Here is a 25,822-nt window from a genome sequence, read left to right as displayed (position 1 = left end):
TTATTCGTCATGAGAAAACTACATAAACATATATCCTTTGCGCTGCTGCTGACCCTGTCGGCCTCCTGCAACAAAGATTTCCTGGAAAGGAAAGCACAGGACATCATTTCCGATGATGCCGCCTATGGCTCTGTGTCTGGCGTACAGGCACTCACCGCCAACCTCTACAACAATATGCAGACCGAAGCCTTTGACTATTGGGTGGAAGGTAATCAGGCCGCCTTTCCCAGTCAGGCCAGCGACGAAGCGGTACGTTCCTATAGCTGGGGCGCCACACTCGATCCTATCCTCGGTGATGAAATGTTTGGCTGGTGGAGATATGACTTCGTGAGAAATGTGAACGATTTCATAGAAAAAATCCCGCTTGCCACAAACATCTCTGAAGAACAGAAAACCCGCTTCCTGGCGGAAGCGCGCTTCGTCAGAGCGTTTTATTACTTCTCTCTCGTAAAACGATATGGCGGCGTGCCACTGATCACGAAAGTGCAGCAGTACAACGGCAACCTCGAAGAACTGAAAGTACCACGTAACAAGGAACAGGAAGTATACGACTTCATCGCCTCCGAATTGGATGCTATTACAGGCCAGCTGCCGGAATCCTACGGCGCCGATGAACGGTATCGCGCTACCCGTTACGCAGCCCTCGCCTTAAAATGCCGTGCCATGTTATATGCGGCTTCTGTGGCGAAATACGGCTCCGTGCAACTGGGCGGCGCGGTAGGCATCGCGGCTAACGCCGACGGCTATTGGCAAAAAGCCTACGATGCAGCACAGCTGATCATCAACTCCGGCAAGTTCCAGCTGTTCAACGGCTACAGTGATAAAACCGCCAACTTTCAACAGCTGTTTTTAACCGGCGCCGACCTCGACAAAAACAAAGAAGCCATCTTCGTAAAAGCATATCAGTCGCCCGATCTGGCACATGGATTCGACTTTTACAACGCGCCACAGAGCTTTAAAATTGACTATGGCTGCGCCACCAATCCCACGCTGGAACTGGTAGAAAGCTTTGAATACACCGATGGTACGCCAGGCAAACTGAAAATCAATGATGCCGCCGGTAACCCTATCCCGTATAAAAACACGGCAGACCTGTTCAAAGACAAAGACCCGCGCTTCCTCGCCAGCATCCTGTATCCGGGCGCTCCCTGGCAGGGCGGCACGGTGGAATTAAGAAGAGGCGTCATCGACAACGGCGTACAGTTCACCTCCGCTAACCTGACAGATACCTACGGCAGTGGCGCCAACAGCATCCCGCGCGTAGGCAAGGATGGGCCTTTGCTCAGCGGCGACCCCACCAAGACAGGTTTCTACGTTAAAAAATTCATGGATCCTGTCAACAGGCTGGCAGACGGCCGCTCCACCACACCGTGGATCGTATTCCGTTATGGGGAAGTACTGCTGAACTACGCGGAAGCCGCCATCGAGCTGGGTAAAACAGCCGACGCGCTGAATGCCATCAACCTGTTACGTGATCGCGCGGGCATCAAAACACTCAGCAACATCACCCGCGATCAGGTAAGACACGAAAGACAGGTAGAACTGGCCTTCGAAAACCACAGATGGTGGGATATCTGTCGCTGGCGTACTGCCACCGACCTGCTCAACAACACGCAGTTCCATGCCTTGTATCCATGGCTTATGTGGGAAAACGGCAAGTCGCCCGCTGATATGCAATACACCTTCCAGATAGTGCCGGCGCCTAAGAATACGCGCACCTTCCTCTCCCGGATGTATTACCAGCGTATCCCTACCGGTGAAATCGATAAAAACAGTAACCTTTTGCAAAACCCGGGTTTCTAACTAAAACAAAAGAACACACATGAAACAATATATCATCAACAGCTGTATGGCGCTCCTGTTGGGCAGTGCAGCACTCACCAGCTGTAAAAAGGATAACTATCCGGCGCCCGATGCCAGCATTCAGGGGCGGCTCACCGATATCAAAACCAATGAAGCTGTACCCGTGCAGGCCTTCAACGGCGCCGTACTCCGCTACTATCAGGTAGGATACAGCAGCAGCAATCCTAATCCTGTCAACACGGCTGTGCATCCGGACGGCTCCTTCAACAACAACCTGCTCTTTACCGGCAGGTACCGCATTGTGGCAGAAGGCCCCTTCTACTACAAAGATACCGTGGTAGTGGACATTACCGCCAATACACAAAAGGATATACCCGTTACCCCGTTCCTGAAAGTAACAGCCGTCACCAGCAACGTGACCAACAACAGTGTAACGGTGAAGTATATGGTAAAACACAATGGTAACACACAGAAGATATCAAGACTGGTGGCCATCATCGGCACTACTGAAGGCATCGATGTAAACAGCTATACTTTTAATGACATACAGGACGTACAGAACGTACCGGATGAAACGGTAGAAGCTACCACCTACGAAAAAACGTTCACCGGACTCAAAGCCGGCGCAGTGTATTATGTCCGGGCTGCCTCACGTATCAGTGGCGCAGATAATCCTGCCGGCTATTACAATTATACGCCTGTTATGAAAATAACAACGTCAAAGTAAATAGCTAAATGCCCAAATGAACAAATAACAAAATAATTCCACCCCAATACAAGCCATAGAGGCAGGTTAGCAGTGATCCACGTCATCCACGGCACTCGGCTGTCTTTAGATACAAATTAAGGGCTGACCAAAAGTTTTCACTTCTGGTTCAGCCCTTTTCCATGGATCGCCGTATAACAATTATAACATCATTCACCAGTTAGTTCACCCAAAGTGTCCAGTTGTTATCGAACTTATACCATTTACCATCTGAACCTTCCCATTTCCATTCCGGCACTTCTGACCAGGATTTTCCGTCTGTGCTCCACACAAGTTTGTTCTCATGGATCTTCAGCCACTTCCCTTCTTTATCTGTCCAGGCGCCATCTTTGACGGCTGACCATTTTTTACCGTTTTCGCTCCACCAGAGCCCTCCTTTTTTGTCCAGCTTGTACCAGAGGGTTTTACCGTCCTTTATGGCCGGCCAGGTAGCCGTGGTGGATTTGCTCCAGTCCCGCACTGCGATATGACAGATATTGTTCCCGGGTACCGGCGCCGCTGTAGCGGTAAACTGCATCGCTATTGGCAGACATGCGGCCAGTAGCAGGATTACTCTTTTCATGATCATTAAATTAGCGTTAGAAATGATTGTTTACACAATAAAGGGTTTTACAATTGCCAGTACCTGGTCAGCAGTAAGCGGCTCATCAAAACTTTCACTGGCAGCATTTGCACTGACAAATTTGGTAATGTCCACCCCCGCCTGGGTGGTCAGCTCTTCTCCGTTGTAGTTCGCTTGCACCGCAGCCCCGATTCCTCCGGTATCTTTTCCTGTGATCCAGGGTTTTACATTAGCTCCTCTCGCCTTTCGCATCTGACGGATATGAGATGCATGTCTCGCCTCAACGGAATGTATCTGGAGTGCCGCTGTAAGTACCGCATGATTGCTGATCAGCTCCCCCGCCCGACCCTTATAAGCCCTCACACCTGTATCTTCAAATGCTTGCGCCACCGCAAGGAAGGTGTCATAGTTGGTGAAAATATCCGGAAAGGCGCCTCCGGCAGTAAAATCGAATGTTGGTTTTGACACCGGCGTTGTCCCCATGGCGTTGAGTGTATTTTTCAGAAAGACAACATGGGCGTTCTCGTGGTCCCGGATAGTATTGATAGCCCCAACTGCCGGCGTTCCGGCTGGCACAACGCCCGATGCGGCCCCTTTTGTGTAAAACTCTGCTTCCAGGTATTCGAGCGTGAGCGCATAATTAAGGACAGCAGTGATACCACTCCCCGCAGACTGACCATACGCTTTCTTAAACATGCCGCCGAGCGCAAAAGGTACCGCTGCAAGAGCAAGCCGGCCGCCCCAAAACGCAAATTGCTGCATGGCAGTTCTCCGGGAGTCAAGACGATCGTATACTTCCGGGTCAAACTTTTCTATCTCTGTAATAATATTTTTGATGTTCATGATTTAATTTTTTCGAGGTAAAAAATACTCATCACACCGTCGGCAGGTTACCGGCATACAACACTGACTTTAGGAACGGTTTCGCAGCCGTCAGCACATCCGCCGGCTTATTGACAAGATCAAGGCCACTGGCGTTGATAGCTGTACTGTCCGCAAAGGAACCATTGCTGATCAGGTCGCGGATATAAGCTGCATGGCGCGCTTCTACGGAGACTATTTTCCCTGCCAGCAATAGGTAGCCCGGATCTGTAATCAATTGTCCCGCTCCGTTGTAGGCAGAAACACCCAGATCTTCAAAAGCCTTGGCGGTGCCCAATACACTGTCCCGGCTACCAAAATTGACGGCTGAAAAGTTAACCTCAAGGTTTGTTATCGCCTTAACTCCCAGGGCCGTTTTAAAAAATTCCCGGTGTGCTACTTCATGATCGCGGATATCAGTCAGCAATGCCAGTTCATTGGCAGTGATACCTGCATACGGACTGGCTATTACCTGTATATAAAAGGCAGCCTCCAACTGTTCCAGTGCATAGGCATAATTAAGGATGCCAATATCTCCGGAACCGAGGTCTATGCTGCCTGCGGGTGGCATATTATCATTGTCTTTATCTTTTTTACAGGCTGCAATAGTGACCCCGGAGGCAACCAGTCCGCAATAGGAAATAAATTTCCTTCTGCCGAACTTACCAGGCAACAGATCTTCGTTATTGCCTGTGGGAGGCAAAACAGGATGTGAGTTTTCCATAAAAGAAATATTAGATGAATTAATGAGACAAACAATAATAATTAGTAATCCTAACTATTTAAAAAACACATACCAGATACGGGCATTATTTCTGAAAAGTTTGCCCCGGATAAAATATTTCGCGAGATAATAAGAAAAATACTATCTAGATATTCACCTTTCCCAGTACAAACATCTGGTCCATGGTTGGGGTAACGCTACCACCTTTTTTTTCCAGGGTAATGGCAAAGGCCTCCGCCTGTTGTACAGGCTCTGCTGCGCAGAGACCACTGCATTTTTCATCCAGCAAGCCGGCGGGCACAGGCTTTCCGCCTACCAATGCCCATAGTTGATATTGTTTGCCTTCAGGCGGCACCGGCAGATCATTGGCGATCAGATATACATCTTTGGTGTGGGTATCCCAGTAAAGCGTCACCAGACGTTGTTCTCTGCCAGCTACGCCGGACAATGAAATTCTTCGTGTGCCCGGCGCCGTGATAACCTGCAGCTCATGTTCTATAATGGCAAATCGTGCCTGATAAGCCCTGTTATCTGCCGCCATCATATCATGTTGGGACTGAAGCCGGGTAAAATCCCGATTGGCTTGCCTGTACCTGCTATACAGGTATATATTCAAAAGACCGCTGACGGCCAACAGGCACAACGCTAAAACGGCCGCGTATTTAAAGACGACTTCCCGGTAACGGTGTATCACCGGGACGGTATGCACAGGCGTACTGAACTCATCGTGCAACCGGTTAAGCAATTGCATTTTCACTTCGCCCGGGGCTGTTATTGCATACCGGCCCGATACATCACGCAGCCATTTCTCACAATTTCCGACGGCCACCCGGACTTCCGGATAGACCTTGCTCAACTGCAACAGTTCCTCCTCCTCCTCAGGGGTAGCCAAGCCAAAGACATAGCTTTCAATGATACCGCTTTCTATGTATGCTTTGATATCCACGTTACCTGTTTATCTTTTTTTTCAGTTGCAAAATAGCAGCTCTGATCCTCGTCTTAACGGTATTTACCGGTATATTTATCAATCCTGCGATTTCTGCTTGCGTATAGCCCTGGAAATATGCTAACTCCAATACCGTTTTATGCTCTTCTTTCAATGTATGAACAATTTTTCGCAGGCCGGGTTCGTCTGAAGGCAGTATATTATTATCTGCCAATTGATGGTTCCCTTCTGTCAACGCGCTGTTCCGCAGGCTATTCTGCCACCCCCTGCTCCGTACATAATCGATGGCCACCGTCCTTGCAATGGTAAACATCCAGGTATACAGTCCTGCCCTCGATGAATCATAACTATCTATCTGTTTCCATATTTTGACAAATACGTCCTGTAAAATATCTGTTGCAGTGTGTATTTCCGGGATAATATTGCGGATCACTCCGTTTAATGCAGCGGCGTAGTGATCGTACAAGTAGCTAAAAGCCTCTTCCCTGCGTAATTTTAACGCAGCAATGAGTTCTTGTTCGGTATATGTTTGTGGCTCCTTCAATATTATTATCCTGTCAGACTGCATTAGATACGGGAGGTTTTTCCAAAAGGTTTTACCACATCCATATTTTTTACAACGAAAATGGGCTGGCCCTAAAGGTCAGCCCATAGCAGTTTTACCTCTCTATACATGATGTGCATATCGTCAGATCAGTCGCTTCACCCGGAACACACCATCTATTTTGTGCTCCCGGTAGATAACATGGTCACCTTCCGGTTTCTGTGAACTGGCACGCTCCAGGCGGAACGTACCCGTCATATAGTCGCCGACAGCGCCAACACTGGCCACGTCCAGATAACCAGGGCTGGGCAGCGATGTCTGACCTACCTGATAAAAACTCATGAAAATGTGGTTACCGGTCCGCTGCATCTGAAAATGCGTTTCTACTGACCAGGAGCGGCGCCCTACCGGGGCGCCTATCCAGAACACGCTGCACTCAGGTGTAGAACCCTCCCAGGGCAGGCCACCAATACGGGCTACACCGTTACTGCTACTGCCCGTAGCGGCTCCCAGCAACTCCCAGGGGCCGCCATCTACTTTCAGGGCAATACCCTCCGGCATTACGAAGATGCGGGCAAGCACCAGGCCAATGGCGCCATCTTTCAGTTTAATCCGCACGCTGACAGTAGCCGGATTGGTTGCCGGGATATCACCAGGGGCCAGGTACACGGCACGGCTACCGTCAGGCGTTAATTTACCGGCGCCCGCCAGTTCCCAGTTTTCGATGTATTTTAAAGGGAGATCATTTTTGGGACTGTTGATGTAGGTCTCCACACCTTCCTGCGTGAGCGGCGATAACAGGTCCTCCATACCGGCATTGAAGTAGCTTTTGGCCGACAGCTTCACGGTACTGCCCGGATCTACAAACTGTAGTCCCGGTTCAACGAAAACAGCCTCAAAGAAGCTCCAGTCGCTGAAATGCGTCGTTTTCACGGTCACGGTTTTCATCTCCTTGTTCAGCTGCACACCGCCTACGGCCTTCCACTTACCCTGATTGTCCTGATAAGCGATGCCTAACGCCTCTACGAAAGTCCGTTCCAGGTCACTGTTTTCATAGTGAATCGTGATAGTGGCCGGTTTCGTCAGCGTTTGATGGGGCGTGATGCGGAAAGCTTTGCCCAGTCCGGCGATGTTGGTATTGGTGATGGGTTGTATCGTGAAGGAGATGTCTCCACTCACCGCTCCGGCGGGGACCTCGATAGCGATACGTTTGTCTTCTGTGGCGATGGTACCGCCGGTGGGCCCGATCACTTTCGTGACCGGCGTACCGTCAACGACGCCTACCGGCACTACCACGCCGTTATTGTTATTGTCAACACCTGGATCAGGAACAGGTTGCGGATCAATTTTCTCTTTCCCCTGGCATGCAGCCAGGAGTATGGCCAGCAGGGTGACCTTCCAAAAATGTTTCATGTTCAGCATTTAACGTCAGGGGTTATTTGATTGACGGCACAAAATTACCCTGCGTGGCTGTGGAAGGTCTCAGTACTACTACGGAGAAAAAAAATTACGTTATTGCTGTCAGGATCAGGCTTGCTCTATTTTTACAAACGAATCCAGGTTCGTTTCAATATAATTTCTAAAACGCTTCACTTCTTCGTCCATCACATCATAGAATGCAGCATCCAGCGGTTCAAAGGCAGTAAATGTTTTATACAACGCGGAGAACGCCTCCAGGTCTCTGTCCTGGTCCAGCAGCACCTGATTGGCCTGATAGATATCCATGGCCTTTTTGACCAGGGCGGCCGTCTCATTCATCGACCATCTCTGGAGATCTTCCACAAAAACAGGATCAAAGACAAACTGTCCATATCCGTTATGTATCAGTTGCAGGAAACCACCGTTGGTGACCTGTCCGTACAGCGCGTTATATATTAACAGCGCGTGCTGATCATCGCTCAGCTGGTCCAGAATTTCTTCTTCATCTTCTGCTTCTTCAATAGCGTTTTCATAGGGTTCGATAATCGTGTAGATAAAATCCCAGTCTTCTGTGCCGGCGGCTTCGATTACTTCCTTGCTGACAGTTGGTAAAAATTCCATGATATTGTTCTTTTTATTGTTCGTTTTCTTCTTCAAAGACAGACCGTGCCCAATCATCCCCCATAAATTGCCGGTCTGCAAACTCGCCACACATCAGGTCGGCCACCTCATTGAGGGTAGCATCCTGCGCTACGACATCCCGCAGGCATACCAGTATCGCATCTTCTTCTGCGGCCGCCAATGCCTCTTCTGTGGTGGCCAGCAGGAATTCTTCCGTCAGAAACTGCCAGTAGCCATCATGTTCGTGTACTACGCGGAGCACAGGCAACTGGCCGTTCACAAAACTTTTTGTGGTAAATACGCCCAGCGTTTCCGGTTCCCGGAATTTAAATGTGAGGGGAGCTTCGTTCATATGTTAATTAGTATTCCAGTTTCACGCCGTCAATCATCAGCGTTTCACAGCTAAACGTCATAAAAGCGCTGCCATAGTCGCCGGTCACCTGATCGTTCATGGTCTCCAGGATGGCGGCCTTAAACGCCACCTTCCTTCCGGGAAGCTTTCCAAAAGCGTCTGTGACCGTGATCTCTCCGTCGAGGCCCTTCTTATTTTGCATGAAAGCCCGTAATAACGGGATGTCCTGCTTTTCGAAATCTGCCGACAGATAATGCCCCCGTGGTGCATCAGCGGCCACCGGCTTGCCATTTACAGCATCCTGCGCCGGCGTATTCAACGTTCTGTTGAAAGAAACCGTGAAAGACCTGATTACAGCGACCACGGGACCGTTGTCCGTTTTCACTGTCAACGTTATCTTAATGCGTTTTTCTTCCGATTGCTGCGCATGGACCGTTCCGATGGAAAGATAAAGAAAAGCCCATGCAAAAATCCAAAACTTCGTTTTCATGATATATATTTTTCTTTATCAAGATTAGAATTTTACCTGCTGAGGCCGCGACCTGAATTGGTATTTGTTTACTTTCAATTGTTATTTGGGCGACTCTCCCCGAAATCCGGAAAACAGGCTCCCAACAAAGATTTTGCAGCATCTCCAACATCCGCGTTCTATATTTTGTCAGTCATATAACAATCGATATCTTAGCCATCATTTAATTTATATATCAGTGAAAAGATGCTTGAATAAATATCGCTGTGGCATCCTGTTTTGTATGCTGATATGGGGTGTTGTAAACGCGCAGGAAATCTCCTCTGTGGAAAAAGCCGCCCGGCAAGGTTATGCCAAACGGTTTACGGATTCCACTGCCAGCATACAAATACAACTGAATGCGCTCCGCCTCGCCGAAGAAAAGAAAAACAAAGCGGAACAAGCCATTTGCCAGGCATACCTGGCCATGACCCACCGGCGGCTATTGCACCTGAAAGAATTCACCCAATATGCCGAGCAGTCCTATCATACGGCAGGCGCCACGTCAGATGCCAGGGCAAAAGCTTTTGCCTCCTGGGCGATGGGGTCACTGAAATCTTATATAGAAGATAAATCCAGGGCGCTGGATTATATGCTGGAAGCCTACAAGCTCTTCACCCAACTGGAAGCCTATGACCTGTGCGCCAGAATTGGCGCAGACATCTCCTACCTTTTCTCGCCCGGATCGGAAGAGAAAGTAAAAAAGTATGCGGATGCTGCACTCGCTTACGCGGAGAAGTCGGGCGAACCGGAAAACATATTGCACGCCCGCCTCGCCGTAGGCAGCTATCTGTCGGACCGCACCGCCTCCGGTGATCGTGGCCAATGGCAGGAAGCCGTCGCGTTTTACAGGCACACCATTGAGCTGGCGGAGAAAGAAGCCACAAAGATCGTCAGCAAGAGCAATATCGGTATCGCCTATATTAATCTGGCCGTTCTCTATTTAAATGGCCCTAAGCCGGCAGACGAACAAGCCTTCCTCTCCTGCCTGGAGAAAGCCTCCGCCATTGCACAGCAATACGACCTCAGAAATGTTTACCGGAGCGCTATCGGACTACGCGGACAGTTTTTTCTGGAAAAAGGAGCATACCGGATCGCGGAGAACCTGTTCAAAACAGGCATCGCCTATCAACAGGCACTCCCCTACAAAGACAATTATTTGCTGGCCGCCTTCTACGGATGCCTCAAAGACCTGGCTGCGCGCGAAAAAGATTATGCTGCCTACTATGCCTACGACATCCCCTTTGTACAGTACAACCAGCTGAAGTACGACGAATCTACCCAGCAGATGCTGCAAAACGCTGATGCGCGCTTTGAGTCAGACAAAAAAGCAACCCGTATCACCCAGCTGGAACAGGAAAATCAACTCCAAAAGAAAAACAAACGCCTGGGTTATGGCATTGCTGCGGTATTATTGATCGGACTTGTTTTTATGTACCGGTCGTACTACTACCGTCAACGTTACTACCAGAACCGGGAAGATATCCTTCAGCAACAACAGGCCAACAATGAGTTGCGGATGCAGCTGATGGAAAAGGAAACACTGGAAAGTCTGGCTGAGAAACTGTCTCTGGAAAGAAGGCTGCTTCAATCCCAGATGGACCCTCATTTTATTTTTAATGCGCTGGGAAATATCCAGGGCATGATCCTTCAGCAGGATACAGCCCTGGCAGTGTCCTATCTGTCTAAGTTTGCCCGGCTGAGCAGACGGGTACTGGAACATTCCCGTATGGAGAAGATCACGCTGGAAGAAGAAATCGAAACGCTGAAAAACTATATCGAACTACAACAGCTGCGGCTAAATAAAAGCTTCGACTATCATATTGAATGCGATGCGTCCATAGACCGGCAGCTACAACTGCCACCATTGCTGATACAACCCTTTGTGGAGAATGCCATCGAACATGGCTTAAAGCCACTGGCTTCATCCCAACACGGGCTATTGAGCATCTGGTTCCACGAGCACAGCAACGAGCAGATCCTGGTATGTACCATCACGGATAACGGTATCGGGCTAACGGAGTCCAGACGCCGCAAAACCGATGACTCACACCGCTCCCTGTCAACAAAAATCACCGATGAACGCCTGCTGCTGATGCTAAAAGACAATCCACACACCCGGCTGGAAGTCCGGGAGCAACCCGCAACAGATGGACAAGGCACTATCGTAACATTATACATCCCCATAAAATAAAACCATGTACAGAACGATCATCGTAGAAGACGAATACCGCCTGAGGGAAGCCCTCTCCATCCTGCTGGAGATGACAGCCCCAGAAGAGGTACAAATTGTGGGTTATGCCGAAAGAGAAGAGGAAGCAGTTAAGCTGATCGACAGGCTCAAACCGGACCTTGTATTCATGGATATTATGCTGAAGGAAGGAACAGGGTTCGATGTACTGAACCAGGTTGCCCATAAGGCTTTCCACCTGATATTTACCACTGCCTATGAAGAACACGCCATCCGTGCCTTTAAGTTCAGCGCCATCGACTATCTACTGAAGCCTATCGACGCAGAGGAACTTAAAACGGCGCTGGAACGGATAACCGATCTTCAGGGCCGGTTCCTGGCAGAAAAGCAGTTGAATGAACTGAACACCAGCCTGGAAAAGACACCCAAACGATTGGTGCTCCCCACGCAGGAAGCCATGCACGTGGTGAAGATCGATCAGATTATCCGTTGTGAAACATCCGGCTCCTATACCACTTTCTATCTCACAGAAGGAAAAAAAATTATCGTTTCCAAACCCCTGAAAAATTACGAAGACATCCTGCTGCCACCCGAATTTTTCCGGGTGCATCAGTCGCACCTGATCAATGTCAATTATATCATCAGCTATTCCCGGGAAGGCCTCGTACAAATGGAGGATAACACCGCCATTCCTATATCCAGAGGCAATAAAGAAGCTTTTTTCAGACTCATGAAAGACGGATGATGACGAATACAAAGCCAAAGCCGCCAAACATCAAACGACGGTTCCCGCATTTGCCGCCATGGCTACCTTTGGCAGCAAATGATCAAAACAATGAACAACAAAACCATTTCTATCCTTAGTTATGTGACAATTATCGGTTGGATAGTTGCCTATGTAAAAAGCAAAGATCTCTCCCCCAAAAGTGATCTGGTCGTGTACCACCTTAAACAAGGCCTCGGCTTTTTTATTTTGTCAGTACTCATCAATGTGGCCCTTTCCGTTGTTGTCTCCATCGTCCCTTCGCTTGGTTTCCTTACCTATATCGGACTTGCACTGCTGATCCTTTGGATATTCGGCATTATCAACGCTGTCAACGAGCAAAAGAAACCCATCCCGGTAGTAGGGAAAATGTTTGAGGACAAGTTTGTGTTCCTCGACTAACGAAACACCCGGCTTTTCTCCATTGGTTTTAAATGGCCAGTTTTATTATGTTGATAATCAACATAATAAAACTGGCCATCTCCTTTTTTGAAAAAAATCCCGCTAAAAATTTGCGTAGCCAAATAACTACACATATATTTGTAGTCAAATAGCTACACAATGAATTTAAGAAGAGATGTTTTCCAGGCCATAGCAGATCCCACCAGGAGGGCTATACTTGTATTGGTAGCCACGCATGCTATGACGGCGGGGGCCATCGCGGCCAACTTTGACACCGCCCGGCCAACTGTTTCCAAACACCTGGCCATACTCACGGAATGTGAGCTCCTGAAACAGGAACAAAACGGCAGGGAAATATATTACCATTTAAATCCTCAGAAAATGAAAGAGATAGCAGACTTCATCGAACCTTTTCGTAAGATGTGGGATGACCGGTTCAACAAACTGGAAGCCGTCATGAAAAAATATCAAACCAAAAAATAACAGCAGATGGAACTGAAAACAAAAGTGCATGCCGAAGAAGGCAAACTGGAACTGATTGTCACACGCGAATTCGATTTACCGCTGGAACTGCTTTTCAGGGCGTACACCGAGCCTGAAATCGTGGAAGAATGGATGGGCACCAAAGTACTGAAACTGGAAAACAAAAAATACGGCTGCTGGCAATTTGAAACGACCGATCCTGCCGGCAACAAACACGGGTTCAGTGGCACGATCCACGACTTCGTTCCCGAAGAAAAAATCGTTCGCACATTTGAAATGGAGAACAGCGGTTTTGGCGTGCAACTGGAATTCCTGGAATTTGAAAAACTCACCGAAGACACCAGCAAACTCCGCATGCATATCATTTACAAAACACTGGAAGAAAGAGCACAATACCTGAAGATAGGCATGGCCCGCGGCATGGGCCTGGCACACAACCGTCTTGAAAAAATAGCCATCAAATTCAAAAAATAACACATCATGTCTAAAACAAACAAAATCATCTATTGGATCGCCACCCTCTGGCTCTCCTTAGGTATGACCTCCACTGCCATTGTACAACTGTTGGAAATGAAAACTGAAACCGATTTTATGACCCGTCTGGGTTACCCCGCCTACATGCTGAAAATACTGGGTGTCTGGAAAATTTTAGGGGTAATAGCCGTACTGGTACCCAGATTTCCCTTAGTAAAAGAATGGGCTTATGCAGGCTTCTTCTTTATGATGTCGGGCGCTTTCTGTTCTCACCTCATTGCCGGCGACGCCATGAAAGATACTTTCCCGTCCCTGCTGTTGCTGGTCCTTACCGTGATATCCTGGTACTTTCGTCCGGCAAACAGAAAGATCATGGCTACTGCCTGATTCCAGCGTGAATGTTCCTTTCGAAAACCTACGACTGCTCCTCCAACACTGAACATTCTTTCGGTGATCCAACCACTACAGGCTGGCTATCAGAATTAAATCCGTCACCGGAGTACCGTCCCCGTTGGCAGAGGCGATCCGCTGCTCATGGATCACGCTGAACCCATGTTCACGCAACACTTCCTGCAGCCAGGCCCCCGTATGAAAATACTGATAGTAGTCGTCGCCGGTACTGGATTTCCGCCAGCCCGATTTCGTATAGTCGTCCTCCATGGTACTGAGATACAACACGCCTCCATGCTGCAGCATGCTCACTGCATCGCGGACCAGTTTGATCGTTGCCTCCTGAGAGAGATAGGGCAACAGAAAACCCACCATGATGCCATCATAACGATCCGGCAACGTGGTCATATCGGCGCAGTCCAGCAGCTGGAATATGGCGCCGGGGTTGTTCTTGCGGGCAAGGTCCAGCATGTCAGGCGACAGATCGGTGCCCAGCAAACGGAAATCCGGCCGCTGGTGCAGCAGGTAGTGCGTGATATTACCCGGACCACAGGCCAGCTCCAAAATGGCGGCCTCCTCCCGGGGAATGCTCTGGCAAAATACATCCAGCGCGTTTTGATACCCCTGCGTATCCATGAATTTTTCTTCATAGAGGCGGGCATTTTTGCCAAACAACTGTACTACTAATGCAGTCTTGTCATCCATGGGAAATATGATTTACTATAAAGATAAAAAAAAGCTACCAGCAAACGCTGGTAGCTTTATCCAATACAACACCCGGCAACTAATACCCGGGATTCTGTTTTAACACGCCGTTGGCAATATCTACTTCCTGTTGCGGTATGGGCAATCTGCCCCGCTTCGTCATGTCCCAGTCCATATTAAAACGGCTTTGATCACCGTCATAATCCACCCCTCTTTTGCCGGAGGCGTCAATGGCTTTTTTCGCATAGTCGAGACCGTAACGCAGCAGGTCCCAGTAACGAATCCCCTCTCCGGCGAACTCCACGCGGCGCTCGTGACGAATACTTTCCACGGTGGCCTTCACTTCCGGCATCTGCACGCGGTCGCGCACCATTTTCAGATAGGCGTCTGCTTTAGCCTGGTTGTCGCCCAGCCACAGCTCCGCGGCCATCAGCAATACATCGGCATAACGGATAGAGCGGTAATTGTTGCCCCAGTTGGCATCACTGTTCGCGCCGGCTTTATATTCTATGTGCGTAGCGTACTTTTTGTTGAAATAACCGGTATACTGCCAGCTCTTGGCGATAGCGCTGAAATGGCGGCCATACAGGATGGTCTGGTCGCGGCGCGGGTCGTTAGGCTCAAACTCATCGTAGAGCGACTGTGTAATGGTGCTGTAGCTCCAGCCGGCGGTGTACACCGGATCGTTGATTCCTCTGGGCGCAAACATATGCACGCTCAGGTTCCCCTGCCCCAGACGCTGGTCATTCACGTTGCTCACGGTGATCAGACCACTATGGGACACTTCAAACACTGACTCGGTACCGAACTCCCCTGCTCTCCGCCAGATACCGGCGAAGTCATCGGCCAGTTTAAATCCGCCGGTGTTGATGATATCTTCCAGGTATTCCTGAACAACCGCCTTATGGATGGTTTTGGACCCTGCCAGCAAATCCTGCTGATACACGCCTTTGTAAAAGAGATACACACGGGCCATCAGCGCTTTGGCGCTCCAATGGGTAGCATGACCACCGATCTGCCGCTGTGTTGTTTTAGGCAGATCAGGCATCGCTTCTTCCAGGTCTTTGGCGATCTGATTAAAAACCGCTTCCGGTTTGGCCTGCGGCTGATTGTATTGCGCCGCGTCTACCAGCGGCGTAGTCACCAGCGGCACATTTTCGTACCAGCGTACCAGTTCGAAATAGAAGTACGCACGCAGAAACTTAGCCTCTGCGATGGTCGTCCGTTTGAACTCATCAGACGCGGTCACCTTGCCGATTTTATCGAGATACACATTGGCGCGGGCAATACCGGCATAGTAAATAGACCACAACCCGCGGTAAGTCTGGTCTCCGATGGTAACGGTACGGAACTGGTCCAGCCCTTTGATACCTACGCCATCGCTCTGGCTGCCGCCGCCGGAATACGCATCATCTGAGGCGGCCTCGCTCCAGCAATGCGTGGGATGAAAGCCCATCCACTGGTTCCATTGCAGCACATGGTATACGCCAGCCAGTGCCTGATTGGCTTCTTTTTCATTACGGAAAAAATTACTCTCCACAATTTGTGATGGCGGGTCCAGCTCCAGAAACGATTTGGTGCAACCACTACCGGCCAGCAACAACGACACACATGCGTATTTTATATAACGGAATCTTGTTTTCATACTTCTAAGAGGAATTATAAGTTAACGTTTAAGCCTGCACGGAAAGCCCTCGCCTGCGGATATACGCCGCGGTCCACACCGAGGTTGAGCGCATCACGGGCGCCGATTTCCGGGTCAAATCCACTATAACCGGTGAAGGTAAACGGATTGTCTACGGCCACGTACACACGCAGATTATTCAGTTTTGCTTTTTTGATCAGATTATCTGCCAGCGTGTATCCTACCTGAATATTTTTGATACGCACGAAGCTGGCGTTTTCTACATATACGTCAGATACGTTATTGTGGTTACCGTTGTTGTCTGCGAAAGTGAAACGGGGATACTTAGCAGCGGAACCTTCTTCTGTCCATCTGTCGAGGTACTGGCGCGGCATATTGGCCATCTTGATATCATAGCGGTATAGGCCATTCAGTAACTGATGTCCGAACATCCCTACGGCAAACATGCTGAAGTCGAAACGTTTATACGTCACGTTGAGATTCAGACCGGCGGTCACATCCGGATTGGGATCACCGATGATGGTCTTGTCGTTGTTGTCCAGCTTACCATCGCCGTTGAGGTCCATGAACTTCAGGTCGCCGGGCACCGCTCTGGACTGGATTTTTTTGCCGTCAGGACCTACATAGCTGTCCACTTCTTTCTGGTTCTGGAAGATACCGGCGGTACGGTAGCCCCACAGATAACCGATGGGGTAACCTACCTCCATGCGGGTCACTGCGCCGGCGCCGATAAATCCGGTGCCCGCTACCGCTTTGGCGGCGTTGTTGATGGCGGTCACGTTGTTTTTATTGTAAGCACCGTTGACGGTCACATTGAAACTCAGGTCTTTATTTACCTGCTGTTTGTAAGTGATGCCCAGCTCTACGCCTTTGTTGGATACGGAGCCACCGTTGACGTAGGGAGAAGGATTACCAACGATAGCGGTGATCGGCGGATTAAACAGCAGGCCGATGGTGTTTTTAATGTAGTAGTCTGCCGTCACGGCCAGCTTACCTTTCCACAGCTCTACGTCTACGCCGAAGTTGGTCTGTTCGGAGGTCTCCCATTTGAGGTTCGGATTAGGCACGGCGCCGGAAGCCACTCCATTGAGGTAATATTCTTCGCCGGTGGGCTTGATAAACGTATAGCCGTTACCGAGTACCATGCCGGCCGCCCACGGAAAGGAGTTGTCGCCGATATTTTCGTTCCCGTTCTGGCCCCAGGAAGCACGCAGCTTCAGGAAAGTGACGGTATTGGAGGTATAGAATTGCTCTTTGGACAGTACCCAGCCGCCGGACACGGACGGAAAAGTGGCAAAAGGATTGTTGCGGCCGAAACGGGAAGAGCCGTCACGACGCAGCGTGGCAGAAAACAGATACTTGCCGTCATAGTCATAGGCAGCGCGGCCGAAATAAGAAAGCAGCGCACGCACATCGGCGCCACCATTCACCTTGTTCAGGGTTTCGTTGGTGGCCAGATCGATATAGGCCATGTTCGGATCGCTGGTGATCAGGTCCGGACGGGAACCGTTCAGGTTCTCGAAGCGGGATTTCAGCGCGGTATGTCCCAGCAACGCCTGTAAGTGATGTTTGCCAAAGCTGCGATTGTACGACAACACGTTCTCCACCTGCCAGGTATAACGACGGGAAAACCCTTTGCCCACGAGGCTTACATCTGTCTTGGAGCCACTGTTCAGATAGTATTCAGGCGTAAAACTGCTGCTGCTGTAGTTGTTGACTTCTATACCGAGGGAAGAGCGGAACTTCAATCCCTGCATGAGATTCACTTCTGCATAGGCATTACCCAGGATCTTATCGTTTTTGTTTTTACCGTTGGCCAGCTGCATAGCAGCCAGCGGGTTGGTAGGTCCATCGGTGATGACGGAAGAAATACCATATACCTGGTCACCATTACGGACCGCATTGATCGGATAGTGTACCGAATTTTTCAGTTTGTTGGTGTCCGTTTCGTATACCGGTGTCAACGGGTCCAGATTGATGGCATTGTTCAGCACCCCGCCGTAATCAGCATTGGCATTGATACCGCGGCTGGTCGTGTTCATATAACTTAAGCTCACGCCTACACGCAGGAAGTCCTTTATTTTCTGGTCGCCATTGAGACGGATGGTATAACGCTCAAATTGGGAGCGGTCACCACCAACGATGCCCTGTTGCCCGAAATAGGAAAACGAAGTAAAATAGGTGGCGTTTTCGTTGCCACCGCTTACAGACACATTGTGATTGGTGATGGGAGCATTTTTGGTAAAGGTGGCATCCTGCCAGCGCGTGCCTTCGCCGTATTGCGCCGGATTATCGAAAGGCGCTGCCTGATTGGCATTGCGGGCGCCTTCGTTCATCATTTCTGCGTATTCGCGGCCATTCAGCACCGGTACTTTACGCCATGCGTTCTGGATACCATAGTAACCATCGTACGCTACACGTGCGGGGCCTTTTTTACCGCTTTTGGTGGTGATCAGCACCACGCCGTTAGCGCCACGGGCGCCGTAGATCGCGGCAGAAGCAGCGTCTTTGAGCACGTCCATACGCTCAATATCATTAGGGTTCAGGTATTCGATGTCATTCACCGGAAAGCCGTCTACGATGTAAAGCGGGTCCGGATTTTTATTGGTGCCGGTACCACGGATACGGATCATCGGTTTTTCACCAGGCTGACCGGAAGGCGTTAATACCAGGACACCGGGGGCGCTGCCCTGCAAGGCCTGCTCCGCGCGGAGAATAGATTGTTTGCCGATAAAATCGGTGTTCACGGTGGTGATAGACGTGGACACGTCGCTTTTTTTCTGTGTACCGTAACCGATCACTACCAGCTGGTTCAGCTCTGTGGCAGACTCTTTCAGTTTAATCAGCAGGGATACTTTTTCTCCTTCGGCCAGCCGGTGGTTACGCAACTGCTGTTTGATATAACCGATAGAGGTAAACGAAATGGCATAAGGTCCGCCGGCAGGAATGCCGGTAATAAGAAATACGCCCTGCGCGTCTGTTACCTGTCCTTTGCGAAAAGACGAGTCTCCGTTGATAACGCCTACGGTCACGCCGGGCAATGTTTCGCCTTTTTCATTTTTTACTACGCCGGTGATGGTGCCTCCACCGGTCTGCGCATGCGCCGTTAGTGCCAGCAGCCATAGGGAAATAAAAAGCCAGCTGCCTCTTTTGAGAGACTGTTTTGTAAATCTGATCATCATAACGTTTGTTTTATGGCATAGCACTGCCTCGCTATCCAGCCATACGTGAATAACCTGTTATCGTAGGTGACTATAAAAAGACGGACTATTTACGGATGTGATAAGCTCCGTTATCCTTTGTCAATGTTAGTTGGTTCAAGGTCGCTATCGTGTGAATAATATCGTCAGCATCCTGTTGCCCGGTCAGCGTTCCGCTGAAGAAACATCCTTTCAGGGCTGCCGGGTCTGCGGTGATCTGTATACCATATTCCCGGTGTAATACGTTGAACACCTCTTCCACCGCACATTTGACAAACTCTATCTGTCCGTCGTGCATCAGCACTGTGGCTTCCGGCACTACTGCCGGAACAACTGCCACTGGCCTGGGTGGTTGCTTCCACGCATATACAGACAGTTTGTTATTGTCTTCATTCCAGGCCAACTCCTGCCCTGGTGTTAGGTAGGTACCCGGACTATTCTTCATTTTCACCACTACTTTTCCGCTTAGCAGCCGCACTTTCACGCGATGGGCGTGTTCCATGGCGCTCACCATAAATACGGTGCCCAGCGCGGTGGTGGTCACTTCGCCGCTACGCACGGTAAAAGGCAATGCAGCGCGGGCGGCTACATCGAAGATCGCTTCGCCGGTCAGTTGCAGTTCGCGGTGTTGCCGGCCATAACCGGTATCGTAGCGCACTTCTGTTGCTGGCCGCAACGTAGCCAGTGAACCGTCCGGCAGCTTCACCACACTGTCTGCCTGCCAGGCACGCAGTATGGTAACCGCAGGCGCTGTGACAGCAGGCGCCTGCGCCATGGAAGGTATAGCCCGGGCCGGCTGCTCTGTGGCAGGTCGCATCCACAAAAGAATTCCAGCCATGACAGCAGCGGCAGCGGCGCCTGTAACAGGCCACAGCAGCCTGCGACGGCGGGCATGCACGGTCTCCTGACGGATAGCGGTCAGCATTCGCTCCGATTGTGCTGAAGGCAGCATCATATCTGCGCCCCATCCCTGTTCGTCAAGAAACTGCTCCAGTACTTCCGGATGGGCATGCAGATAATCAGCGATCTCCCGCTGTTCGGCCGGTGCACAACGGCCTTCCAGGTATCGTGCGATCTGTTCGGTTGAAATGGGCATTTGATAAGGTTATACGTATGAAGTGACAAAACACCCTTACTGCTGAAAAAAATTTTTTTATACGCTGTACATCAGAGTTGACATAACCACAGCAAACCCAGGTGCAGCAAGCCTCCCAGGCGGTGACGGAGAAATTTAAGGGCTTTGGACATATGCCCTTCCACTGTTTTGGGGGAAATCGACAACGCTTTAGCTATCTCGGGATAAGTCAGTCCCTGTACTTTGCCCAGCAGGAATACCTCGCGGCGTACAGGCGGCAACGTGTCTATAACCGTGGAAACCTGCCGCAGCAGGGCAATGTCCCGGACACCCGGCGCAATAGCGGCATCTTCGGCCAGATGCTCCGTCATATTAATATAACGGATACGCCTGCTCGTACGGCGGTGATAATCGATAAATACGGTCTTGGCTATCTGAAATAACTGCGTAGTAATTGCCAGCGCGGGATTCAGGGTTTTGCGGCTGGTCCATAGTTTCACAAAAACTTCCTGTACCAGCTCCTCACAAACTTCCGCTTCATGGGTATATCGCCACATAAACGCATACACGCGGGTATGGTATTCGCGGTACACGGACTCAAATTCGGCTGCATTCCCTAACTGTAACTGTAAAATATCAGGCATCCCCACATGGTTGATCAAAGGGGCAAATTAGTAAAAATGACTGGTTTAATTGCGTATAGGCATCCCTGATAACATTTTATTAAAAGACAGGGCAAAAAAAAGGGCTCGCTATTGCGGGCCCAGAAATTTAAATGGATTAGCCCTTTTGAAGGACCCGGCCACATTGCCGGCATATACTTCGCCTTTGGTCAGCGATAATTTCTTCACGCCTCCTTTCGACGAAAAATTCACATCGCTGAAATCCACCCAGAAAGTATTAGGCGTCAGTGAAGACTCAAAATAATAAATCAGGTTCTTCTGGTCAGACACTGTTCTCCAACGGGTGGAAGAGATATTGGGTTGATCAGGAGTGCTAATACCATAAGGCACGGAGCAATTGCGGATCACGCTGAACATGCTGGCAGCGGCCAACCGGTAATCTTTTGTTTTAGGAATCGCGGTAGTATAAAAAGAAGCACGCACAAAACGATCGGCAGCCCTGTTGGTGCCGGGCAACATGGTAGTGCCACCAATCTCTTTCCAGTACTCGTTCAGCGCTAACTGTTTGTCATATGCCGGTGAGTTGGTCATCACCTGATAGGCAGGATCATGATGGATCACCAGTTTACCTTCGATGTATTCAAAGATGGCATTGTCGCCACTGGCATCGGAAATAGACAGATGCAGCGTGGCAAGCCTGGCTTGTCCCGGCACATTGTCAGACACAATCGTAAAACGTTCCTGCTGTAGCTCGTCCACCGCCTCTTTTACGGTAGCAAAATTATCGAGTACATACTGTACCCAGGCGGCAATAGTCAGTCCCGGCTGCTTGCGGTCCCAGTCAGGGTATTTCGACTCGGCCAGCCAAAGCAGATTGGCCACAAGCCCTTTTTCGTTCATCCCGTCGGTGCTGCAGATATTATACGCGGCAGCAACCACGCTGCCATATTTGGATTTCCATTTAACGGTCTGTGCACCGGTTTCGCCGTTGCGCGCCATGCCCCGCGGAAAAATCCACAGGTCGGTCTGCGTATCCTCTTTCCAGTCCATAGACCGGGCAGTGATCAACAAGCCGTCAAGGCCTTTGTAAACGACACGGGTACACGCACGTCCGGGGTGAATAACAGCAATGGCTGCAAATGATGCAATAATCGTGAGGGCGAGGGTTTTGAAAGTTAACTTCATAGTGGTTTAAATGTTGGGTTACAAACCACTAATAAACGATTTTTTCGCCATATTGTTCACTTCACGACATTATCTTTAATTGAAATGCCTGCTCGCCCAGTATCTTCCCGTTTACCTGAATACTGATCAAATGCTTGCCCTTATAGTGTTTGCGGGTGGTCATATCTTTAAAGACCTGTTTTTTGGAGAAAGACAGCTGTTCTCCCGGCTGCAATACCACCTCTTTCAGCTTAAATACTTTCTGTGACAGCTCGCCGGAAGATTTCGGATAGTGTACCACGTAGTCGATCACCAGTTTTTGGGGAGATGATTTTTCGCTCTTCAGCAGGAAAGTGAATGTCAGCGCATCTCCGAGGCGGATGGAAGGGGCGCTCAGTCTGAACTGGTCCAGCTTCACCTTCACCTGCTTTTCGAAATTAAACACACACAGGGAGTCCTTATCTCCCTTTTTGATCAGCGTGCGACTGGCATGTTTAACGATCCAGGCGGTATGCGGGTGCTGCGTGTCCCAGCCTTTCACCACCTCCAGCATATAGGCGCTGTTGTCTTTGGAAATATCATTCAGGTGATTGGCCACCGACTTTCTTACATACAGGGTATCATCTGTTTTGAGCGACTCCAGGATGTCCCGTGTCAGCGAAGGATCTTTAATGACGGCGTCGAGCTTAAAGGACCAGGGCAGCCGCGGGCGACTTCCCTCAGATGCCAGTCTCCGCACATGATGATCATCATGAACGGCCCACTGTTTCATCACCGTCAGCGTGCGGGTGAAATCTGTTTTCAGGAACGTTCTGATGGCAAATTCCGCGGAACCCAGTGTGGTAAAGTATTGCAACGCTTTCATGGAAAGCTCGAAGTGGTCCTTGCCATACAACGCCACAAAATCAGGCAATACCAGCGCGGTATAACCGGTCTTCAGCGAAGGAGCTGCCTTCATTAACACTTCCAGCGCCTTTTTGTAATCTTTAGGCAGATGTTTGCCCAGCATTACCGCTGTATGGCGCAAACGTTCGTTCAGCTCGCGGGTTTCCAGCGCCTCTGTCACCTCTTTATAGAAACCGTTCCGGTCAAATTTTTTATCCGCAGCTGCAAAAACATCCGCAAAATGCCGGTAAAAATCGCGGTTGAACATCTCTTTGAGTGGTTCCATACTATTCAATATTACAAACTACTTTGACCGGCCAGCTTTGATGCATGTTGGACGTTCCCGCCTTCATGCCGGACACCATATCATAAAAACGTTTCCGTAGTGAGTCAAATCCACTCACGGTGCCACGGACAGCCGCATGATTCAGTCCCGCTACTACAGGCAACGCACCTACTTTCGGCAGCTGCTGCCGGCAAACGGCCGCATCGCGGTGTGTCAGGCCAAATTTACTCAGCCCGAAGAAACATTGCTGTTCGCCACCAAGGTGCTGCCATATCCGTTCTATGCCCGGCTGCATTTTTTTGGTGGTAGCCTTATCATAAAAAGATTCGATGGTACGGCCCAACAAATCGCACTGGTGGAGGTCTTGTTGGGTGGGCATGGTGTCACCATAGTAGGTAACAGGCACCATCATGTATTCGCAAACACCGCGGTGCTGGTATATCTCCGCGCATAGCGCTGCCATGTAATCACCGTTGTCCAACCGGAACGCCAGTACGTCGTTGACCTGAAAATAAAAACGGGTCACCTTGCGGTATTTTTTTCGGGCCCTGATTTTTTGGTTAGGTTGACTGATTTTTTTCCAGTAGCGGTCCAGTTCTTTCTGTCTGGCTTTCCCGTCAGGTCCGTCGGCATCCCATGCTTTGATAAAAGCGCCTTTATCCACAACAGACCTGATGAATGCCAGTTTACCGGCATCCATCAGGCCTATTTCCCACAGGGCAAGCCCGCAGGCGGTTACATATAGTTCCTGGTCCAGTGCGTCGGACGCATATTCTTCATCCTCCAGCGGAAAGGTTGCTTCAATGGTTGACAGGTCTGCCCCACTATCGTACAGGTCCATGATGCCGGAGTAGACATCATGCGCCATGTCACTGTCAATAATCTTTATGCCATCAATTGCCATTACAGTACAGATATTTTTTGCAACGGCAAGTTAAGCAAATTAGATATTGATTGCACCCTGGCCGGTAGCGATCAGGTAAGCATCTTTTAAGGCTTCCGCGTAGGTGGGATGTGCGTAGCAGGAACGGATCATTTCTTCAGCAGTCATTTCCTGTTCTATGGCAAGCACAGATTGCGCGATCACGTCTGCGGCACGTGGCCCGATGATATGTACGCCCAGTATCTCTCCATATTTCGGCGACACCAGTACTTTCACAAATCCGTCCGTATCCATGGAGGCACGGGCGCGGGCGCTGGCCATATATGGGAATTTACCCGCTTTATATTCCACGTTTTGCGCTTTCAGTTGTTCTTCCGTAGCACCGACCGCAGCTACTTCCGGCCACGTATATACGACGCCGGGTACCAGCGCGTAGTTGATATGCGGATGCATGCCATGTATGGTTTCCGCTGCAAATACACCTTCCTCTTCTGCTTTGTGGGCCAGCATGGGGCCGTCTATCACATCCCCGATCGCGTAGATGTTGGACACATTCGTTTGCAGTTTTTCATTCACTTTTATCTTGCCGTTTTTCTCTGTCTGAATACCCACAGCGGATAAGTTAAGCCCGTCTGTATAAGCTCTTCTGCCTACCGCCACCAGGCAGTAGTCGGCAGTGATCTCCTGTTGCGCGCCTTTTTCATCCAGGAATTTCACGGTGGCAGTGGCACCATTGTTGGCGGCCGACTGCACCTTGCTGCCCAGCAGCAGGTTGATTTTCAGCTGGCGGAGCGACTTTTGCAGCGCTTTGCCCAGCTCCTGGTCCATCGTCGGTATCAGATTGTTGGTATATTCTATGATGGTAACGCTGGTGCCTATACGAGCATATACAGAAGCCAGTTCCACCCCTATCACACCGCCGCCGATAATGACCATGGAGGCCGGTTTCTCCGGCAGGGAAAGGCTCTCCGTGGAAGTGATGATTCTTTTTTTATCGATCGCCACGCCCGGTATGGTAGATGGTTTGGAGCCGGTAGCAATGATAAAGTAACGGCTGATGACCGTCGTTGCCGTGTTATCTGCAGCGGTTACTTTCAGATGGGTCGTATCCACAAAACTGCCGACGCCCTGATATACCTGTATCTTGTTTTTCTTCATCAGATATACCAGTCCGGCGGTATTCTGTGATACCACTTCGCCTTTGCGGCGGATAAACTGCCCAAAGTCCAGGCTGATACCGCCGGTGTTGATGCCATGCGCTTTAAATTGCACTGCTGCCTGATGATAGTGCTCAGAGCTGTCCAGCAGCGACTTGGCAGGAATACAGCCTACATTGGTACAGGTGCCGCCGAGGGTGCTGTATTTCTCCACGATGGCCACTTTATACCCTAGCTGGGCCGCGCGGATGGCCGCTACATAGCCGCCGGGACCAGAGCCGATGACCACAACATCATATTGATTTTCCATATACTTAAGATTGATCTGGACAACAATATTACGAATTATATACCAATCGGTATTTTTTATTTTAAGGGATTTGTTTGCCG

General features: G+C 49.9%; 26 protein-coding genes. 8 read left to right on the top strand and 18 right to left on the bottom strand.

Features of this window, described 5'->3' with window-relative positions; all coding sequences use genetic code 11:
• Window positions 1-9: 9 nt before the first annotated feature.
• Both ICL55_RS04415 and ICL55_RS04410 read left to right on the top strand, forming a co-directional pair.
• Window positions 10-1,803, top strand: coding sequence for a RagB/SusD family nutrient uptake outer membrane protein (locus ICL55_RS04415; protein WP_188094825.1), 1,794 nt, complete (start codon window positions 10-12; stop codon window positions 1,801-1,803).
• A 19-nt stretch (window positions 1,804-1,822) separates the two neighbouring features.
• A complete protein-coding gene (locus ICL55_RS04410) occupies window positions 1,823-2,530 on the top strand; it encodes a DUF3823 domain-containing protein (RefSeq protein ID WP_188094824.1) in 708 nt (235 codons plus the stop codon).
• Window positions 2,531-2,729: 199 nt separating this feature from the next.
• Here ICL55_RS04410 and ICL55_RS04405 read toward each other — a convergent pair whose 3' ends face one another.
• The 9 genes from ICL55_RS04405 to ICL55_RS04365 form a co-directional block, all read right to left on the bottom strand.
• Window positions 2,730-3,131, bottom strand: a complete 402-nt coding sequence (locus ICL55_RS04405; RefSeq protein WP_188094823.1) for a hypothetical protein — start codon at window positions 3,129-3,131, stop codon at window positions 2,730-2,732.
• A 30-nt stretch (window positions 3,132-3,161) separates the two neighbouring features.
• Window positions 3,162-3,974, bottom strand: coding sequence for a ferritin-like domain-containing protein (locus tag ICL55_RS04400; RefSeq protein WP_188094822.1), 813 nt, complete (start codon window positions 3,972-3,974; stop codon window positions 3,162-3,164).
• 31 nt (window positions 3,975-4,005) lie between these two features.
• Window positions 4,006-4,716 carry a ferritin-like domain-containing protein gene (locus ICL55_RS04395; RefSeq protein WP_188094821.1) on the bottom strand — a complete coding sequence of 237 codons (711 nt, stop codon included), beginning with the start codon at window positions 4,714-4,716 and terminating at the stop codon, window positions 4,006-4,008.
• A 145-nt stretch (window positions 4,717-4,861) separates the two neighbouring features.
• Complete coding sequence (locus ICL55_RS04390; protein ID WP_188094820.1) at window positions 4,862-5,662, bottom strand: anti-sigma factor domain-containing protein; 801 nt, start codon at window positions 5,660-5,662, stop codon at window positions 4,862-4,864.
• A 1-nt stretch (window position 5,663) separates the two neighbouring features.
• A complete protein-coding gene (locus ICL55_RS04385) occupies window positions 5,664-6,230 on the bottom strand; it encodes an RNA polymerase sigma factor (RefSeq protein WP_188094819.1) in 567 nt (188 codons plus the stop codon).
• 120 nt (window positions 6,231-6,350) lie between these two features.
• A complete protein-coding gene (locus ICL55_RS04380; protein WP_188094818.1) occupies window positions 6,351-7,619 on the bottom strand; it encodes a hypothetical protein in 1,269 nt (422 codons plus the stop codon).
• Between the two features lie 114 nt (window positions 7,620-7,733).
• On the bottom strand, window positions 7,734-8,246 hold the full coding sequence (locus ICL55_RS04375; RefSeq protein WP_188094817.1) for a DMP19 family protein: 513 nt from the start codon (window positions 8,244-8,246) through the stop codon (window positions 7,734-7,736).
• A gap of 13 nt (window positions 8,247-8,259) precedes the next feature.
• On the bottom strand, window positions 8,260-8,598 hold the full coding sequence (locus ICL55_RS04370; RefSeq protein ID WP_188094816.1) for a hypothetical protein: 339 nt from the start codon (window positions 8,596-8,598) through the stop codon (window positions 8,260-8,262).
• Between the two features lie 7 nt (window positions 8,599-8,605).
• Window positions 8,606-9,088, bottom strand: coding sequence for a hypothetical protein (locus ICL55_RS04365; protein ID WP_188094815.1), 483 nt, complete (start codon window positions 9,086-9,088; stop codon window positions 8,606-8,608).
• Window positions 9,089-9,305: 217 nt separating this feature from the next.
• Here ICL55_RS04365 and ICL55_RS35520 point away from each other — a divergent pair, with 217 nt between their 5' ends.
• The 6 genes from ICL55_RS35520 to ICL55_RS04335 all read left to right on the top strand — a co-directional run bounded on the left by ICL55_RS35520 (window position 9,306) and on the right by ICL55_RS04335 (window position 13,806).
• On the top strand, window positions 9,306-11,300 hold the full coding sequence (locus ICL55_RS35520) for a histidine kinase (protein WP_223151299.1): 1,995 nt from the start codon (window positions 9,306-9,308) through the stop codon (window positions 11,298-11,300).
• Window positions 11,301-11,304: 4 nt separating this feature from the next.
• On the top strand, window positions 11,305-12,042 hold the full coding sequence (locus ICL55_RS04355) for a LytR/AlgR family response regulator transcription factor (protein ID WP_188094814.1): 738 nt from the start codon (window positions 11,305-11,307) through the stop codon (window positions 12,040-12,042).
• A 90-nt stretch (window positions 12,043-12,132) separates the two neighbouring features.
• Window positions 12,133-12,462: a DUF4870 domain-containing protein gene (locus ICL55_RS04350; RefSeq protein WP_188094813.1), complete on the top strand. Its 330-nt coding sequence runs from the start codon at window positions 12,133-12,135 to the stop codon at window positions 12,460-12,462.
• Window positions 12,463-12,621: 159 nt separating this feature from the next.
• Window positions 12,622-12,945 (top strand): ArsR/SmtB family transcription factor, encoded by a 324-nt coding sequence (locus ICL55_RS04345; protein WP_188094812.1) that lies wholly within the window; start codon window positions 12,622-12,624, stop codon window positions 12,943-12,945.
• A 6-nt stretch (window positions 12,946-12,951) separates the two neighbouring features.
• Window positions 12,952-13,419, top strand: a complete 468-nt coding sequence (locus tag ICL55_RS04340; RefSeq protein ID WP_188094811.1) for an SRPBCC domain-containing protein — start codon at window positions 12,952-12,954, stop codon at window positions 13,417-13,419.
• Between the two features lie 6 nt (window positions 13,420-13,425).
• On the top strand, window positions 13,426-13,806 hold the full coding sequence (locus ICL55_RS04335) for a DoxX family protein (protein WP_188094810.1): 381 nt from the start codon (window positions 13,426-13,428) through the stop codon (window positions 13,804-13,806).
• 75 nt (window positions 13,807-13,881) lie between these two features.
• On the opposite strand, the gene ICL55_RS04330 is transcribed toward ICL55_RS04335, so the two are convergent.
• The 9 genes from ICL55_RS04330 to lpdA form a co-directional block, all read right to left on the bottom strand.
• Window positions 13,882-14,514, bottom strand: coding sequence for a class I SAM-dependent DNA methyltransferase (locus tag ICL55_RS04330; protein ID WP_188094809.1), 633 nt, complete (start codon window positions 14,512-14,514; stop codon window positions 13,882-13,884).
• A 79-nt stretch (window positions 14,515-14,593) separates the two neighbouring features.
• Entirely contained in the window at window positions 14,594-16,159 is a 1,566-nt protein-coding gene (locus tag ICL55_RS04325) for a RagB/SusD family nutrient uptake outer membrane protein (RefSeq protein ID WP_188094808.1), read from the bottom strand.
• Between the two features lie 14 nt (window positions 16,160-16,173).
• Entirely contained in the window at window positions 16,174-19,341 is a 3,168-nt protein-coding gene (locus tag ICL55_RS04320; RefSeq protein ID WP_188094807.1) for a SusC/RagA family TonB-linked outer membrane protein, read from the bottom strand.
• An 85-nt stretch (window positions 19,342-19,426) separates the two neighbouring features.
• A complete protein-coding gene (locus ICL55_RS04315; RefSeq protein WP_188094806.1) occupies window positions 19,427-20,455 on the bottom strand; it encodes a FecR family protein in 1,029 nt (342 codons plus the stop codon).
• Between the two features lie 71 nt (window positions 20,456-20,526).
• Window positions 20,527-21,078 (bottom strand): RNA polymerase sigma factor, encoded by a 552-nt coding sequence (locus ICL55_RS04310; protein WP_188094805.1) that lies wholly within the window; start codon window positions 21,076-21,078, stop codon window positions 20,527-20,529.
• A 108-nt stretch (window positions 21,079-21,186) separates the two neighbouring features.
• Complete coding sequence (locus tag ICL55_RS04305) at window positions 21,187-22,242, bottom strand: linear amide C-N hydrolase (protein WP_188094804.1); 1,056 nt, start codon at window positions 22,240-22,242, stop codon at window positions 21,187-21,189.
• 61 nt (window positions 22,243-22,303) lie between these two features.
• Window positions 22,304-23,392 (bottom strand): DNA alkylation repair protein, encoded by a 1,089-nt coding sequence (locus tag ICL55_RS04300; RefSeq protein WP_188094803.1) that lies wholly within the window; start codon window positions 23,390-23,392, stop codon window positions 22,304-22,306.
• Between the two features lies 1 nt (window position 23,393).
• Window positions 23,394-24,296: a hypothetical protein gene (locus tag ICL55_RS04295; RefSeq protein ID WP_188094802.1), complete on the bottom strand. Its 903-nt coding sequence runs from the start codon at window positions 24,294-24,296 to the stop codon at window positions 23,394-23,396.
• A gap of 39 nt (window positions 24,297-24,335) precedes the next feature.
• On the bottom strand, window positions 24,336-25,742 hold the full coding sequence (gene lpdA, locus ICL55_RS04290; protein WP_188094801.1) for a dihydrolipoyl dehydrogenase: 1,407 nt from the start codon (window positions 25,740-25,742) through the stop codon (window positions 24,336-24,338).
• Between the last annotated feature and the right edge of the window lie 80 nt (window positions 25,743-25,822).

The sequence above is a fragment of the Chitinophaga varians genome, assembly GCF_014529945.1.
In the GTDB taxonomy this organism is placed as follows: Bacteria; Bacteroidota; Bacteroidia; order Chitinophagales; family Chitinophagaceae; genus Chitinophaga; species Chitinophaga varians.
This window is presented reverse-complemented; position numbering and strand designations above follow the sequence as displayed.

Excerpts from the sequence above, each read along its gene's own strand:
- ICL55_RS04415 (WP_188094825.1), top strand. The coding sequence starts at position 10 with ATGAGAAAACTACATAAACATATATCCTTTGCGCTGCTGCTGACCCTG.
- ICL55_RS04410 (WP_188094824.1), top strand. The coding sequence starts at position 1,823 with ATGAAACAATATATCATCAACAGCTGTATGGCGCTCCTGTTGGGCAGT.
- ICL55_RS04405 (WP_188094823.1), bottom strand. The coding sequence starts at position 3,131 with ATGAAAAGAGTAATCCTGCTACTGGCCGCATGTCTGCCAATAGCGATG.
- ICL55_RS04400 (WP_188094822.1), bottom strand. The coding sequence starts at position 3,974 with ATGAACATCAAAAATATTATTACAGAGATAGAAAAGTTTGACCCGGAA.
- ICL55_RS04395 (WP_188094821.1), bottom strand. The coding sequence starts at position 4,716 with ATGGAAAACTCACATCCTGTTTTGCCTCCCACAGGCAATAACGAAGAT.
- ICL55_RS04385 (WP_188094819.1), bottom strand. The coding sequence starts at position 6,230 with ATGCAGTCTGACAGGATAATAATATTGAAGGAGCCACAAACATATACC.
- ICL55_RS04380 (WP_188094818.1), bottom strand. The coding sequence starts at position 7,619 with ATGAAACATTTTTGGAAGGTCACCCTGCTGGCCATACTCCTGGCTGCA.
- ICL55_RS04375 (WP_188094817.1), bottom strand. The coding sequence starts at position 8,246 with ATGGAATTTTTACCAACTGTCAGCAAGGAAGTAATCGAAGCCGCCGGC.
- ICL55_RS04370 (WP_188094816.1), bottom strand. The coding sequence starts at position 8,598 with ATGAACGAAGCTCCCCTCACATTTAAATTCCGGGAACCGGAAACGCTG.
- ICL55_RS04365 (WP_188094815.1), bottom strand. The coding sequence starts at position 9,088 with ATGAAAACGAAGTTTTGGATTTTTGCATGGGCTTTTCTTTATCTTTCC.
- ICL55_RS04355 (WP_188094814.1), top strand. The coding sequence starts at position 11,305 with ATGTACAGAACGATCATCGTAGAAGACGAATACCGCCTGAGGGAAGCC.
- ICL55_RS04350 (WP_188094813.1), top strand. The coding sequence starts at position 12,133 with ATGAACAACAAAACCATTTCTATCCTTAGTTATGTGACAATTATCGGT.
- ICL55_RS04345 (WP_188094812.1), top strand. The coding sequence starts at position 12,622 with ATGAATTTAAGAAGAGATGTTTTCCAGGCCATAGCAGATCCCACCAGG.
- ICL55_RS04340 (WP_188094811.1), top strand. The coding sequence starts at position 12,952 with ATGGAACTGAAAACAAAAGTGCATGCCGAAGAAGGCAAACTGGAACTG.
- ICL55_RS04335 (WP_188094810.1), top strand. The coding sequence starts at position 13,426 with ATGTCTAAAACAAACAAAATCATCTATTGGATCGCCACCCTCTGGCTC.
- ICL55_RS04330 (WP_188094809.1), bottom strand. The coding sequence starts at position 14,514 with ATGGATGACAAGACTGCATTAGTAGTACAGTTGTTTGGCAAAAATGCC.
- ICL55_RS04325 (WP_188094808.1), bottom strand. The coding sequence starts at position 16,159 with ATGAAAACAAGATTCCGTTATATAAAATACGCATGTGTGTCGTTGTTG.
- ICL55_RS04320 (WP_188094807.1), bottom strand. The coding sequence starts at position 19,341 with ATGATGATCAGATTTACAAAACAGTCTCTCAAAAGAGGCAGCTGGCTT.
- ICL55_RS04315 (WP_188094806.1), bottom strand. The coding sequence starts at position 20,455 with ATGCCCATTTCAACCGAACAGATCGCACGATACCTGGAAGGCCGTTGT.
- ICL55_RS04310 (WP_188094805.1), bottom strand. The coding sequence starts at position 21,078 with ATGCCTGATATTTTACAGTTACAGTTAGGGAATGCAGCCGAATTTGAG.
- ICL55_RS04305 (WP_188094804.1), bottom strand. The coding sequence starts at position 22,242 with ATGAAGTTAACTTTCAAAACCCTCGCCCTCACGATTATTGCATCATTT.
- ICL55_RS04300 (WP_188094803.1), bottom strand. The coding sequence starts at position 23,392 with ATGGAACCACTCAAAGAGATGTTCAACCGCGATTTTTACCGGCATTTT.
- ICL55_RS04295 (WP_188094802.1), bottom strand. The coding sequence starts at position 24,296 with ATGGCAATTGATGGCATAAAGATTATTGACAGTGACATGGCGCATGAT.
- lpdA (WP_188094801.1), bottom strand. The coding sequence starts at position 25,742 with ATGGAAAATCAATATGATGTTGTGGTCATCGGCTCTGGTCCCGGCGGC.